Consider the following 12,984-nt stretch of genomic DNA (forward strand, 5'->3'; position numbering starts at 1 on the left):
CTATTGCGCACTTGAGAATCTCGAGATTCCGGGTCTGGTGCTTCGCACCATCCCGGAATGACAGAGTGTGAGACTTACGTCGCCTTCTTCGCGAACGTCGCCTTGAGATTGTCGAACAGCTCCACCTTCACCCCGTTGCGGCGCATGATGTAGCTCTGCTGGATCACCGAGAGCAGGTTGTTCCAGGCCCAGTAGATCACGAGGCCCGCCGGGAAGCCCGCCAGCATGAAGGTGAAGATCAGCGGCATCCAGTTGAAGATGATCTGCTGCGTCGGGTCCGGCGGCGTCGGGTTCAGCTTCATCTGGAACCACATCGTGATGCCCATGATGATCGGCCAGATGCCGAGCGCGAGGTAGTGGCCGAACACCGGGATCGTGGTCGGATCGAACGGGATCAGCCCGAACAGGTTGAAGAGGTTGGTCGGATCCGGCGCCGAGAGGTCCTTGATCCAGCCGTAGAACGGCGCGTGCCGCATCTCGATGGTGACGAACAGCACCTTGTAGAGCGAGAAGAACACGGGGATCTGGATCAGCACGGGAAGACAGCCGGCGACTGGATTGATCTTCTCCTTGCGGTAGATCTCCATCATCTCCTGCTGCTGCTTCACCTTGTCGTCGGGGTAGCGCTCCTTGAGCGCCTGCAGCTGCGGCTGAACCGACTTCATCTTCGCCATCGAGGCGTAGGACTTGTTCGCCAGCGGGAAGAACAGCAGCTTCACGATCACGGTCACGAGCAGGATCGAGATGCCGAAATTGCCGAAGAAGCGGTAGAAGAAGTCGAGGCCGAGGAACATCGGCTTGGTGATGAAGTAGAACCAGCCCCAGTCGATCAAGAGATCGAAATGGTTCAGCCCCAGCTCCTTGTTGTAGCCGCCGAGGCCGGCGAACGGAAATACGCCGACCACGCCGGCTTCCTTGGCGCCGGCGAACAGCCGCGCGTTCGCGGTCGCAGTGCCGCCGATCGCGACGGTGACGGGGTCGAGCAGGTAATCGGTCTGGTAGGTGTGGACGTTGCCGGATGGGTTCGACGAGAAGCGCGCCTGCAGCTGGGCATTGGTATCGGGCAGCAGCGCCGAGGCCCAGTACTTGTCAGTGATGCCGAGCCAGCCGTTGGTGACCTTGAAGTCCACCTTCTTGCTTTCGTCGATCTTCTTGTAGGCATATTCCTGCAGGCCCTGGTCGCCGAGATAGCCGATCAGACCTTCATGCAGGATGTAGTAGCCGGAGACCTGCGGCGCACCGTGGCGCGAGATCAGCGCGAACGGATAGAGCGTAACCGGCGCATTGCCGACATTGCTCACCTCGTCCTTGATGGTGAAGAGATAATGGTCGTCGACTGCGATGGTGCGGCGGAAGGTGAGGCCATCGCCATTCTCCCATTTCAGCACCACCGGCGTCGTCGGCGTCAGGCTGCCGCTGCCGTCCTGCTGCCAGACGGTCTGGGCATCAGGCATCTTCGCCGTCACGCCTGTCGCCGCCACCCAGCCGAATTCGGCGTAATAGGGCTCCGCGGTGCCCGAGGGCGAATAGAGGATGATCGGCGGCGACTTCGGATCGACCGTTTCGCGGAATTGCACCAGCGCGATGTCGTCGATGCGGCCGCCCTTCAGCGCGATGCTGCCGGCAATCCGCGGCGTGTCGATCTTCACGCGCGGGCTGGCTGCAATGGCGGCCTCGCGCGCCACCACGGGCTGGGCCTGCTGGTTCGCGCCCGGCGTTGCCGGCTGAGCGGCGTTGCCCGGCTGCTGCGGCGCCGCGCCCGGCGTCGCGGAGGCCGACGGCTGCGGCGTGGTCTTCTGGAGCTCGGCCTGCGTCTGCTGCTGGGCGCGCTGCTTCTCCATCTGCGGAACATTGTAGAAATATTGCCAGGCGATCAGGACGAGGCCCGACAGAATGACGGCGAGGATGGTATTGCGATTGTCGGTCATCTCTGGGGTCTCGTCATCAATCCGGTTTGCGGCTGGCAGCAGGAGCGGGGCGGGGCCCGGTACGGTCAGTCCTCGGGCCGCGTCCCTTCGCAGGTCCCTTGGCCGTATGCCGCGCCGGCTTCGTGAACGCCATGCGCAGATCGTCGAGCATGGTGGCGAAGTCGCGCGAGAGCGCGCCGCTTCGTCCGACCAGGACATAATCATGATGGGGCTGCATCGACACCGGATCGAGCCGCTTCACCAATTCGCGAAGCCGGCGCCGGATACGATTGCGCGCGGGGGCGTTGCCGTTCTTTTTGGTAACGGTGAAGCCAATCCGGATCGGGCCGCCGTCATCGCGGGGGCGGCTTTGCAGGACGAACGCGGGACTGTTAACCCGCGCGCCATTGGCAACGGCGAGGAAATCCGCCCGCTGCCTCAGCCGATCCATGATGAAATCCCGGAAAAGGGGGTCCGGCTCAGGCGCTCAGACGCTTGCGGCCGCGGGCGCGGCGGGCGGCGAGAACCTTGCGGCCGCCGGCAGTGGCGAGACGAGCACGGAAGCCGTGACGGCGCTTGCGCACCAGTTTGCTGGGTTGATAAGTCCGCTTCACGGGTTTTTCTCCGCTGACCGGGCAATTTGCCTGTAGAATTGATGGTAAAGTCCGGAAGATGCGGCCCAAAACGAGCCGTTTCCGGCCCCAAGAGAGCCGCTCCCGGTGTCGCACCGGGTCATCGCGGACAATTTGCGCGGCTTATAAGGGAGTGCCTTCTTTTCGTCAACGCCGCACAAGCGCACGATTCCGGTGAATATCGCTGTTTGTGCGGGGTTTTTAACCCTTGAGGTGGCGACTCGCGATATCAGCGCTTACATCCCACCTCGGCAGATTAGCGATCCGTAATTTGACCGGACCGGGGTCGGGTCGCATCTTCATACCGCCAATCCTTTACCGGCCAAAGGCAGCGAGGGCGACTTTCGTGGCAGCGACAGACCTCCAGCCGATCCAGGATCAGGATCAGCCGGACCAGCCGGCGATGCGCCCCCGCGGGACGCGCGGCCTCGGGCTGTCAGGCAAGCTGTTGTTGCTCACCGTTCCCCTGGTGATGATCGCGGCCAGCCTGCTCTATGTGCCCGCCATCGCCAACTTCTGGGTCAATCGGCTGAACGACCGCGTCGCCGCCGCCAACACCGCGGCGCTGGTGCTCGATGCGGCGCCGCTCGGCATGGTTCCTGATTCGCTGTCGCGGCAGATCCTGAAGAGCATCAATGCTCGCGCCGTCGCCATCAAGATGGGCCAGCAGCGCCGGCTGCTCGCCAGCGACAACATTCCGGCTGCCATCGAGCATGACATCGACCTGCGCGACATGACGGCATGGGAGGCGATCACCGGCTCGTTCCGGATGATGCTGGAGACCGGCAATCAGGCCATCCGCATCGTCGGGCCCGGCGTCGGCAATGCCCAGTTCATCGAGATCGTCACCGACGAGCTGCCGCTGCGGCAGCAGATGTACCGGTTCTCCCGCAACGTCGTGGTGGTCGCGCTGATCATCGCGGCGCTGACCGCGGGCCTCGTCTACCTCGCGCTTCATTATCTCTTCGTGCGCCCGATGCGGCGGCTGACCGCGAGCCTGGTCGGCTTCCACGAGAACCCCGAAAGCTCAGCGGGGATCATCGTGCCGAGCCAGCGCAGCGACGAGATCGGGGTCGCCGAGCGCGAATTGTCGGACATGCAGCGCGATTTGATGTCGATGCTGCATCAGAAGAGCCGGCTCGCCGCCCTTGGCCTCGCCGTGTCCAAGATCAACCACGATCTGCGCAATCTTCTGGCCTCGGCCCAGCTGCTGTCTGACCAACTCGCCAGCGTGCCGGACCCGCGGGTGCAGCGCTTCGCGCCAAAGCTGGTGCGCTCGCTCGAGCGCGCCATCGCCTTCTGCCAGTCGACGCTGTCTTACGGCCGCGCCCAGGAGGCCGCACCGGACCGTCGCATGATCCTGATCGAGCCTGTCGTGCTGGAGGTGCGCGAGACCGCGGGCCTCGCCTCCGACGCCTCGATCGCCTGGGTCGCCGCGATCGATCGCGGTCTTGCGGTCGATGCCGATCCCGATCAGCTGTTCCGGGTGCTGCTCAACCTCGTCCGCAATGCCGCCCAGGCGCTGGAAAGTCACGCCTCCGGCGAGGGCGGGGTGCAGCAGATCCGGATCACGGGAAAACGCGAGGGCGCGGTCGCAATTCTCGAGGTTTCCGACACCGGCCCCGGTGTCCCCCCGAAGACCCGGGAGCACCTGTTCGAGGCGTTCCAGACCTCCGGCCGCCCCGGCGGCAGCGGCCTTGGCCTCGCCATCGCCGCCGAGCTGGTCCGCGCCCATGGCGGCGATATCCACCTGGTCGAAGGCACCATCGGCGCCACCTTCCGCATCGTCATTCCCGACCGCCCCGTCGAGCTCCTCTCCATCCGCAACGAGCGGCAGAGGGCGTAGTCGGCCAGAGGCCTATAATCTCCCTTCATTCCGGGGCTCGCGTAGCGAGAACCCGGAATCCCGAGCATTGGCGCGAGATTCCGGGTTCGGCGCTGCGCATCGCCCCGGAATGACATCCAAACCGTCATTTCCCTGCAAAATCTCCCCATCCCGGACCTTGCCAATCGGGGCAAGAGCGGTTAGTCAGAGCGCTCTTTCGCACCCCCTCCGGCTTTGCCGGGGGCTGCCTGCGGGCCAAGCCCGCGCTGTTTGCGAAAAACGCGCCCGTAGCTCAGCTGGATAGAGCATCAGACTACGAATCTGAGGGTCGGACGTTCGAATCGTTCCGGGCGCGCCATTCTTCGCCGAAAGGTCAGGACCTAGCAGCATCTGGTCGCCAGACGGGCCCGAGACCGGATGGTGACGCCGTGTGAGGAGCGGAATGAAGATATCGCAAGCGTTCAAGTTCGAGGCGGCGCATCGGCTGCCGAACGTGCCCGAGACCCATCGATGCCGCCGGCTGCACGGTCATTCCTACCGGGTCGAGGTCCAGTTGGACGGGCCGGTCGACCCGCATACCGGCTTCGTCGCGGATTTCTTCGACATCGAAAAAAGCTTCGCCGACATCCTGGGCGCGCTGGATCACCACTGCCTGAACGAGGTCAAAGGCCTCGAGAACCCGACCGCCGAGAATATCGCGATCTGGATCTGGGACCGGTTGAAGCCGAGCCTTCGACAGCTGTCGGCGGTCCGTGTCTATGAAACGGCGGACTGCTGGGCCGAATATAACGGGCAGTAGCGATGGCCCTGCGCTGATCCGGCGCGGGCCGTCCTTGGCTCGGCTGGATAGAGCATCAAAGGACGGATCTGAGGGGGGCGTTCGAATTGTTCCGGGCGCACCGTTTCGGTAGTAAGTACGTCCCATGCGTACCATCGATCGCCTGCTCTCCTGCCTCGTTCTGTTCCTTGCAATCGCAGCCATCCCCGCGCTTCCCGCGCGCGCGGCTGAAACCTGCCCGTTCATCAGCGCCAAGGATCTCGCCGCCGCGATGCCGGCGCTCAAATGGTCGCTGATTTCAAATCAGGACGGCCGTGGCTGCATCTACCAGGCCGGGCGCGGCGACACGATGATGCTCTCCGTGTTCCGCAACCCGGACAAGGACCGCGCCAGGGAATTGTACGCGACCTTCGTCAAGACGCTTGGCGAGCGCATGCCGCTTAACGCAGTCGCCGGGATCGGCGACGAAGGCCAGGGCGGAACGAGCGCGGCCGGCGCAGAGCGCCAGGAGGCCTCGGTCGTCGCCTTGTCCGGCGATTACATTCTGCAGATCACCGTCTATCCGGTCGGCCGGCGTGCCGACGACGCGCTGCTCGGGCCGGTCACCGAAGCCGCGCGCGTGGCCATCGCCAGCGTGAGCAAGAGCAGCGAGCGGTTCGGCAATTGCGAGTGGCTCACGGCCGCGGATGCCGACGGCTTTCTCGACAAGAGCACGCTGACGGTCCAGCGCACCGGCGCGGGCAGCTGCATGATGTTCGATCGCGACGCCAACACCATGATCGTCGCGGTGATCGCGACCTCGCGGGACACCGCCATCGGCATGATGAAGCGCGCAGGTCCCTGCAAGCACGTGGCGATACAAGAGCTCGGTGGTGAAGCGTTCGGTGAGCATTCCTGCACCAAGGGCAACGGCAACGCCGTCACCATCTATGTCTGGAAGAACGGCAGGCAGGCTTCGATCGTGTTTGCCCCGGTCAAGCCGCATCCGGAATCCGGCTCGGTCGAGCGCCTGAAGGCGGTCGCCGGGCGGGTCTATGGGAAATTGTAGCGGCGGCGTACGACATTGCCGGCGAGAGATGCGCCTTTGGCTCACCGTCCTAGATTAGCCCGTAGGACGCTGGCCAGCGTCAAATGACGCCGCGCTCCCTCAGAAGGGTCTGCTCGTCCCCCGACACCCATCCGAAGACCTTGGGCTCTGCGCCCAAATGCTGGACGAGGTAGTGGACGTCGAAATCAATCACGACGTCGGATTGGTTCTTGCGGACATACATCGCTCTCCAGGAGACGTGGGCGACGCAATGGTGTTCGTCCAATGGCGCGATGCGGAGCCCCCGCATCTCCATCGCCTTTGTTCCGATAGCGCGGTAGTGGGCATAGCCCTTAGCAAGGACCTGCTTGAGATGCTCGTCGTTCTTCCCAGTCATCACGCCGGCGGGTGTGGCCGCGATGAACTCCGAGGCGTAGAGCGCGGCGACTTCATCCATGTTCACGTCGCCGCGCAGAGACGCCTTGGAGATACTCTCATATCGCTCGAACAGCTTCCTGACGTTCGTCTCCATCGTCTTCATAGTCGCCTCCAACGCGTGTCGGGATCGGAAGTCTCCGCTGACGTCACTTTCGCAGGACCAGCTCGCCGTGCGTGGGTTCGTCAAGGTTACGTTGTCGAGCGCCTTGATCAGCCATTTGCCGTCCCGGCGAGTCAGCACTCACCGACGGCGATCGCAGCTAGAGGTCCCCGATCTTGACGTTGCCGCCGTCTTCTCCGGATCGTGTTGAAGCTCAACGCATCTTGAAACGGAAAGTTGCCGCGAGCTTAAGCCAAGGGCGCGTAGGGCCAGTCGGTAGCGAAGCGGCGGCCAATCGGCTTCACTGGCCCGCCAGCACCTCCTTGCACTTTGCCGCAAACGCGTTGAGGTACGCGCCAAGTTCGCCGGCCAGCGCATCGGACCGCTCGACATTTTGCAGGCTCATGTTGAGGGCGTAGACCGGAAGCCCGGCCAGCACGATGGGTGTGGCAACGGCGAGAACGCCGGGTTGCCACGACACTGCGCAATAACCGTTGCGTTCGACTGAGCGTATCGATGCCCTGACGTCCGCAAGCAGCGCCTTCGTGGCCGCCGCGCTACGCCGCTTGAACTGCCTCAGCAATCGCTCGCGCTCGGCCTCGGCAATGCCGGCCAGATAAGCGCGCCCGAGCGACGTCAACTCCATCGGGACCTGCTGACCCGCGACGACGTTCCGCAGTGCCGCTCGGGGGCTGTAGCGGATCGACTCCAGGTAAACCATCATGGCTCGATCCGCCGTCGCGAGGCCCACGTTGAGCCGGCGCTTGGCCGATTCGGCCCGCATCATCGGTCCGATCGCGTTGAGCACCGGTGATCCCGTCCGCATGGCGTGACCGATGCTGATGACGGACGCGGCAAGCCGGTAGGTCCGCATCGCGCGGACTTCGTCGAGCATCCCGGAATTGACCAGCGTTCGCGTCAGCCGGCTGACCGTCGATCGCGGCAGTCCTGTTCGCTCCGCAATCTCGCCGTTGCCCAGCGTGTCGACGCCGGGCCGGAACGCCCGGAGGATTTCGATGCCCCGTTCGAGCGACCGGTTGCCGTCAACCCCGCCCGCATATGTGCGCAGCTGCGCCACATCAGCCTCCGTCCGGCGTTTCCACTAAGTGGAATTAGGGGGATGTTCCGGCGGGCGCAAGCCGCTATCAGCACCGGGAAGAAGAATGCCCGGCCGTGCTGGGGCTCAACGAGGAAACGGCACCGCCGAAATCGGCATTCGACATCCGCAATGCGTCGCGGTGATCGATCCGACTCGAACCAAGGAGCTTGCCATGTCCTATCAGCTCATCGAATTTTCAGTCGCGGCGGGTGTCGCGACGATTGCATTCAACCGGCCGGACCGACGCAACGCCATGAGCGACGACATGCGCTCGGAGTTGGTCGCTGCGCTCGAAACCGTGGCCCGGGACAAAGCGATCAAGGCTCTGGTGCTGACGGGGCGCGGCAGTGCGTTCTGCGCCGGCGGCGACATCAGCGGAATGAAGCGCCGGCTCGAGGCGCCGCAGGGCGACGTCGCATTCAACGGATGGAGCCGTCAGCAGGGCGTGCATCACGTGCAGTCGCTGCTGCTGGGCCTGCCGAAACCGACGATCGCCGCCGTCAACGGCGCCGCGGCGGGTCTCGGCGCGGACACTGCGCTGGCCTGCGACTTCGTCATGGCAACGGAGCGATCGAAATTCACCTGGTCCTACATCAAGCGCGGTTTGATCCCCGACGGCGGCGGCCTGTATTTCCTGCCGCGCCGGGTCGGGCTTCCCAAGGCCAAGGAGCTGATCTTCACCGGACGCGTCGTCGAGGCTGACGAAGCGCTCGCGCTCGGCATCGTCGATCGCAAGGTGGCCTCGAGCGAGCTCCTGCCGGCCGCGCAGGCCTGGGCGGCCGAACTGGCTCAAGGCTCTCCCACCGCGCTGGCGCTGGGCAAGAAGATCCTGAACGAGACGTTCGAGCATTCCGCCAACGACATCTTCAGTCTCGGCAGCCAGGCGCAGGCCATCTGCTACACCAGCGCGGAGCATCGCGACGCGGTGACCGCGTTCCTTGCGCAATCCGCGTCGAAGGATTGAGCCATGGATGCGATCGAACGCCTGATCCGGCCCCGCAGCGTCGCCATCATCGGCGCTTCAGCGGACCCGAGCAAGACGTCGGGGCGGCCGGTGTCCTATCTCCGGCAGCATGGCTTTGCGGGCGCGATCTATCCCGTCAATCCGAGAGTCGCGAGCATCGGCGGTCTGACTTGCTACCCCGACATCGCCTCGCTGCCCGATGTGCCTGACGTCGGCCTTGTCCTGCTCGGTGCCGAGCGCGCGCACGTCGCGGTGCGCGAATTGTCCGAGCGGGGCGCCGCCGCGGCGATCGTCCTTGCCAGTGGCTTCACTGAAACAGGGGCGGAAGGCGCCGAGCGGCAGAAGCAGCTCATGCAGGCCGCCGGCTCCATGCGGATCCTCGGGCCGAACACGATCGGCCTCGTCAATCTCACCGACAATATCGTGCTGTCGGCGTCGGGCGCGCTGGCGATGGATGACTTCCCGGCGGGATCCATCGGATTGATCTCGCAAAGCGGGGGCATTCTCGGCGCCTTGCTGTCGCGCGCCGCGGCGCGCGGGGTCGGTCTGTCGAAGCTGGTGTCGACCAGCAACGAGGCCGATCTCGACCTCGCTGATTTCATCGATTTTCTCGCCGACGACAGCGCAACCAAGGTCATCGCGCTCTATGTCGAGGCGATCCGCAATCCGGCTCGCTTTCGCGAGTCGGTTTTGAAAGCGCGCCGCGCCGGCAAACCAATTGTCGCCTTCAAGATCGGTCGATCGGAAGCGGGCGCACAGGCGGCGGTCTCGCACACCGGCGCGCTGGCCGGCTCCGATCGCATGTATGACGCCTTGTTCAGGCAAGTCGGCGTGATCCGCGCCAAAACGTTCGAAGACCTGCTCGATATTCCCGCAGCCCTTGGTGCGGGACGGAAGCTGTCCGGCCGGCGTGTTGCGATCCTCACCTCGACCGGCGGCGCCGGCACGATCGTATCAGACAGTCTCGGCGTCGCCGGCTTTGTGACACCCGCCCCCGATGCTGAGACGGCCGCGCAATTGCGCGCGCTGCAGTCGGGACCGCAAGCCAACCTCGATCGCAACCCGATCGATGTGACCCTCGCCGGCCTGCAGCCGGATCTGCTGCGCGCCGCCATCCGCATTCTGCTCGCAAGTCCCTCCTACGATGCGCTGGTCGTCATTGCCGGCTCGTCGGCTGTGGGATCGCCGAGCCTGATGGCCGATGCCATCCACGACTGCCTGCCGCTGAGCGACAAGCCCGTCATTGCCTATGTGAGCCCCTACGCGCCCGAGGTGGTTTCCGTCCTCACCCGCCGAGGCGTCCCGGCCTACACGTCCGCCGAAAGCTGCGCCGCTGCGCTCGACGGGCTCTTGCGGGCCGGAGTGCCGGAGCAGGTCCAGAGACCCACCTTGCCCCTGACGGCGGCCGATGTCAGCGACTTCCCGGCGGGATCGCTGGATGAGGCTCAAGCCAAGGCGTTGTTCGCCCGCTTTGGTGTTCCGGTCGTGGCGGAGAAAATGGTCGCAACGGCGAGCGAAGCGGAACAGGCCGCACGAGACTTCGGCGGCCAGGTCGTGCTCAAGATTCTCTCTCGCGAGATCGCGCACAAGAGCGATGTCGGTGGCGTCGCGGTCAACCTGACTGCCGAGACGATCAGTGGCCGCCTGACGGCGATGGCAGACGAGGTCGAGGCCAGGGTCGGGACGCGGCCCGACCAATTCCTGGTTCAGGAGATGGTTTCCGATGGCGTCGAGATCATTCTCGGAATGCATCGCGATCCCTTGGGAACGGCCATCCTCCTCGGAATGGGCGGCGTCGCGGCCGAACTGTTCAAGGACACGACGATGCGCCTGCTGCCACCGGACGGCAGCCTCGGCCAGGCCGAGGCCTTCGCGATGGTGCGTGATCTCGTCACCTGGCCGTTGCTGGACGGTTTTCGGGACCGGCCGAAATGCGATGTCGAAGCGCTCACAGAAGCGGTCGTCGCTTTCTCGCGCATGGTTGCGCAGCTCGGTGATCGCCTCGTCGAGGCCGAAATCAATCCGGTCTTCGTGCTGCCGGCGGGCCGGGGCGTGAAGGCGGCAGACGGATTGGTTGTTCTCAATGTCTGAACAAAATCGGATGGAGCTTCTTATGGCCAGTGGCGAAATCATCAATCATGATCGCGCGCGCGGAAAGGGTGTCGTCGTGCGGCGCCGGCGAGGTCTCGTCGTGCTCGCCTGTGCTGTCGTCTCGGGGCTCGGACTGACGCCGGCGCGCGCCGAATATCCCGACAAGATCATCAAGATCGTGGTGCCCTTCGCAGCCGGCGGCGGGACCGACATCATGGCGCGAACGACGGCGCAGGAGATCCAGACGGATCTCGGCAAGTCCGTCATCATCGAGAACAAGCCCGGCGCCGGAACCATCATCGGGACCCAGACGGTGGCGACCAGCGAGCCCGACGGCTATTCGCTCCTGATGGCGACCTTCGCGCACGCGGTCAATCCGAGCCTGTACAAAAAGCTGCCGTTCGATCCGCACAAGGATTTCGCGGCGGTATCGCTGATCGCGCGATCCTTCAATATTGTCGTCGTCAACCCGGCCTCCAAGATCAACTCGATCTCCGATTTGATCGCAGAAGCCAAGGCCAATCCGGGCAAGCTCAATTTCGGGACATTCGGCACCGGCACCTCGGCCCATCTCGCCGGCGAGCTGTTCAATGCGATGGCCAAGGTCAAGATGACGGCGGTGCCCTACAAGGGTGCGGCGCCCGCGATCAGCGATCTCTTGGGCGGCCAGATCGACGTGATGTTCACCACCGTGGCAAGCGCGGCCTCGCTGGTGGCTGCGGGCCAGCTCCGGGCGCTGGCTGTCACGTCCGCCGAACGTTCGGCGGCATTTCCGCAATTGCCTGCTGTCGCCGAGGCCGGGGTGCCCGGCTATGCCGCCGAATCCTGGTACGGATTGTACGCTCCGGCCAAGACGCCCGCGCCGGTGATTGCGCGTCTCAATCAGGCAATCGCAAAGGCGGTTCAGTCCGGCGCGTTCAAGAAGCTGGAGGCCAAAAGGCCTCATCATGGTCGGCGGCGCTCCGGAACAGCTCGATCGCTATGTCGGGCAGGAGGAGGAACGCTGGCGCAAGCTGGTCAAGGACGCCAACATCGAGGTGCAATAGGACAGCAGGAGGGCGCCTGCGCATTGCCGGAACATTGCGCAAGCACGCTCCGCTATCTGTCCTCGCTAGAGTGTTTTGCTCGGTCGGATGACAGCCCTCATTCGGAGACGGCGAGAACGGTCAGCCCCCTGGTGCGCTTGTCCGGCGTCTCGAACTCGATCCGCTGCCCCACCGAGAGGCCAATCAGGGCCGCTCCAACAGGCGTCAGAATCGAGACCCGGTTGAGTTCGATGTTCGCCTCGTGCGGATAGACCAGCACGATCTCCCGGCTGGCACCTGTCCCGTCATCACGATAGGTTACTTTGGAGCCCATCCTGACCACGCCGCGCAAATCGTTCTCTGCGGCGACCGACGCCCGTTCCAGTTCGCGCGCCAGAAACTGGGCGACACGAGGGAACAGATCCATGGTCGAATTCGCCAGCGAGCTGAGACGCCGCGATTCGTCTTCAGTGATCTTGATCGGCGGCAACGCCGGCTGGTCTCGCCGAATCTCGGTTTCGAAGTTGTGCATTTGATGTCTCCTATGCTGCGGTTGGTCCGGGATCGTCATCGAGCGGCTTGCGCCGATGAGCCCGGAAGAGCGGGACGACGTTGGGGCTTGATTGGGTCACGTTCTGAACCCTGACGACGTTCAGGCAGCCGGCGAGGATGTATGGCATTTGGTCGCCGACCTGCAGGCCGATCAAGGCTGCCCCCAAAGGTGTCAGAACCGAAATGCGGGCGGGATCCGACCCACACTCCTCGGGCCAGACCAATTGCACGACGCGACGCGGAACGCCCCAATTCGTGCAATAGGTGACCCATGATCCAACGGTCACCCGCGAACGGAGATCGTCCCAATCGTTCGGTACGATGTCAGCGCGGTTGATCTCACTGATGAGAAATATCCCGTCCAAATCGCCTTTTTGGGCGGCAAGGCGGGCAAGCTGTTCGAGTCGCGGATAGTCCGATGCGGTGAGCGCGATTTTTGGAAGAGGCAGCACGGCACACTCCTTCTGCTTCAAGACGACCTCTCAGGGCGAGGTCACGAAAGCTGGAAAAGAGCCCGGACGGTGCAAGCACCGTCCGGCTAACCGC

General features: G+C 64.3%; 12 protein-coding genes, 1 tRNA gene and 1 pseudogene. 7 read left to right on the forward strand and 7 right to left on the reverse strand.

Features of this window, described 5'->3' with window-relative positions; genetic code table 11:
- Window positions 1–74: 74 nt before the first annotated feature.
- The 3 genes from yidC to rpmH are packed head-to-tail and all read right to left on the reverse strand — an operon-like array spanning window position 75 to window position 2,521.
- Window positions 75–1,928, reverse strand: a complete 1,854-nt coding sequence (gene yidC / locus BM190_RS03150) for a membrane protein insertase YidC (protein WP_018321164.1) — start codon at window positions 1,926–1,928, stop codon at window positions 75–77.
- A 16-nt stretch (window positions 1,929–1,944) separates the two neighbouring features.
- A complete protein-coding gene (gene rnpA / locus BM190_RS03155) occupies window positions 1,945–2,358 on the reverse strand; it encodes a ribonuclease P protein component (RefSeq protein ID WP_092251793.1) in 414 nt (137 codons plus the stop codon).
- A 28-nt stretch (window positions 2,359–2,386) separates the two neighbouring features.
- Window positions 2,387–2,521: a 50S ribosomal protein L34 gene (rpmH, locus tag BM190_RS03160; protein ID WP_008542748.1), complete on the reverse strand. Its 135-nt coding sequence runs from the start codon at window positions 2,519–2,521 to the stop codon at window positions 2,387–2,389.
- Between the two features lie 364 nt (window positions 2,522–2,885).
- Between rpmH and BM190_RS03165 the strand changes: the two genes are divergently transcribed.
- The 4 genes from BM190_RS03165 (at window position 2,886) to BM190_RS03180 (ending at window position 6,190) form a co-directional block, all read left to right on the forward strand.
- On the forward strand, window positions 2,886–4,385 hold the full coding sequence (locus tag BM190_RS03165) for a sensor histidine kinase (RefSeq protein WP_092251795.1): 1,500 nt from the start codon (window positions 2,886–2,888) through the stop codon (window positions 4,383–4,385).
- 260 nt (window positions 4,386–4,645) lie between these two features.
- Window positions 4,646–4,722: transfer RNA gene (locus BM190_RS03170), tRNA-Arg, on the forward strand.
- A gap of 84 nt (window positions 4,723–4,806) precedes the next feature.
- Window positions 4,807–5,163 carry a 6-carboxytetrahydropterin synthase QueD gene (queD, locus tag BM190_RS03175; protein WP_018321167.1) on the forward strand — a complete coding sequence of 119 codons (357 nt, stop codon included), beginning with the start codon at window positions 4,807–4,809 and terminating at the stop codon, window positions 5,161–5,163.
- A 124-nt stretch (window positions 5,164–5,287) separates the two neighbouring features.
- Window positions 5,288–6,190 carry a hypothetical protein gene (locus BM190_RS03180; RefSeq protein WP_092251797.1) on the forward strand — a complete coding sequence of 301 codons (903 nt, stop codon included), beginning with the start codon at window positions 5,288–5,290 and terminating at the stop codon, window positions 6,188–6,190.
- Window positions 6,191–6,269: 79 nt separating this feature from the next.
- Here BM190_RS03180 and BM190_RS03185 read toward each other — a convergent pair whose 3' ends face one another.
- Both BM190_RS03185 and BM190_RS03190 read right to left on the reverse strand, forming a co-directional pair.
- The gene (locus BM190_RS03185; RefSeq protein WP_092251995.1) at window positions 6,270–6,701 is read right to left on the reverse strand and encodes a DUF6841 family protein; all 432 of its coding nucleotides are present in this window, start codon (window positions 6,699–6,701) and stop codon (window positions 6,270–6,272) included.
- A 307-nt stretch (window positions 6,702–7,008) separates the two neighbouring features.
- Complete coding sequence (locus BM190_RS03190; RefSeq protein WP_092251799.1) at window positions 7,009–7,785, reverse strand: IclR family transcriptional regulator; 777 nt, start codon at window positions 7,783–7,785, stop codon at window positions 7,009–7,011.
- 193 nt (window positions 7,786–7,978) lie between these two features.
- Here BM190_RS03190 and BM190_RS03195 point away from each other — a divergent pair, with 193 nt between their 5' ends.
- The 3 genes and pseudogenes from BM190_RS03195 to BM190_RS41830 all read left to right on the forward strand — a co-directional run.
- Complete coding sequence (locus tag BM190_RS03195; protein ID WP_092251997.1) at window positions 7,979–8,770, forward strand: enoyl-CoA hydratase/isomerase family protein; 792 nt, start codon at window positions 7,979–7,981, stop codon at window positions 8,768–8,770.
- Window positions 8,771–8,773: 3 nt separating this feature from the next.
- On the forward strand, window positions 8,774–10,861 hold the full coding sequence (locus tag BM190_RS03200) for an acetate--CoA ligase family protein (protein WP_092251801.1): 2,088 nt from the start codon (window positions 8,774–8,776) through the stop codon (window positions 10,859–10,861).
- A 214-nt stretch (window positions 10,862–11,075) separates the two neighbouring features.
- Window positions 11,076–11,735: pseudogene (locus BM190_RS41830) on the forward strand (tripartite tricarboxylate transporter substrate-binding protein); the annotation flags it as partial.
- Between the two features lie 269 nt (window positions 11,736–12,004).
- On the opposite strand, the gene rnk reads toward BM190_RS41830, so the two are convergent.
- Both rnk and BM190_RS03215 read right to left on the reverse strand, forming a co-directional pair.
- The gene (rnk, locus tag BM190_RS03210; protein ID WP_018321175.1) at window positions 12,005–12,418 is read right to left on the reverse strand and encodes a nucleoside diphosphate kinase regulator; all 414 of its coding nucleotides are present in this window, start codon (window positions 12,416–12,418) and stop codon (window positions 12,005–12,007) included.
- Between the two features lie 10 nt (window positions 12,419–12,428).
- Window positions 12,429–12,911, reverse strand: a complete 483-nt coding sequence (locus BM190_RS03215) for a GreA/GreB family elongation factor (protein WP_092251803.1) — start codon at window positions 12,909–12,911, stop codon at window positions 12,429–12,431.
- Between the last annotated feature and the right edge of the window lie 73 nt (window positions 12,912–12,984).

Origin of the sequence: Bradyrhizobium sp. Rc3b (genome assembly GCF_900114915.1) — a bacterium.
In the GTDB taxonomy this organism is placed as follows: Bacteria; Pseudomonadota; Alphaproteobacteria; order Rhizobiales; family Xanthobacteraceae; genus Bradyrhizobium.

Bases quoted from the DNA above. Each gene is read 5' to 3' on its own strand.
- yidC (WP_018321164.1), bottom strand. From the start codon at position 1,928: ATGACCGACAATCGCAATACCATCCTCGCCGTCATTCTGTCGGGCCTC.
- rnpA (WP_092251793.1), bottom strand. From the start codon at position 2,358: ATGGATCGGCTGAGGCAGCGGGCGGATTTCCTCGCCGTTGCCAATGGC.
- queD (WP_018321167.1), top strand. From the start codon at position 4,807: ATGAAGATATCGCAAGCGTTCAAGTTCGAGGCGGCGCATCGGCTGCCG.
- BM190_RS03180 (WP_092251797.1), top strand. From the start codon at position 5,288: ATGCGTACCATCGATCGCCTGCTCTCCTGCCTCGTTCTGTTCCTTGCA.
- BM190_RS03185 (WP_092251995.1), bottom strand. From the start codon at position 6,701: ATGGAGACGAACGTCAGGAAGCTGTTCGAGCGATATGAGAGTATCTCC.
- BM190_RS03195 (WP_092251997.1), top strand. From the start codon at position 7,979: ATGTCCTATCAGCTCATCGAATTTTCAGTCGCGGCGGGTGTCGCGACG.
- BM190_RS03200 (WP_092251801.1), top strand. From the start codon at position 8,774: ATGGATGCGATCGAACGCCTGATCCGGCCCCGCAGCGTCGCCATCATC.
- rnk (WP_018321175.1), bottom strand. From the start codon at position 12,418: ATGCACAACTTCGAAACCGAGATTCGGCGAGACCAGCCGGCGTTGCCG.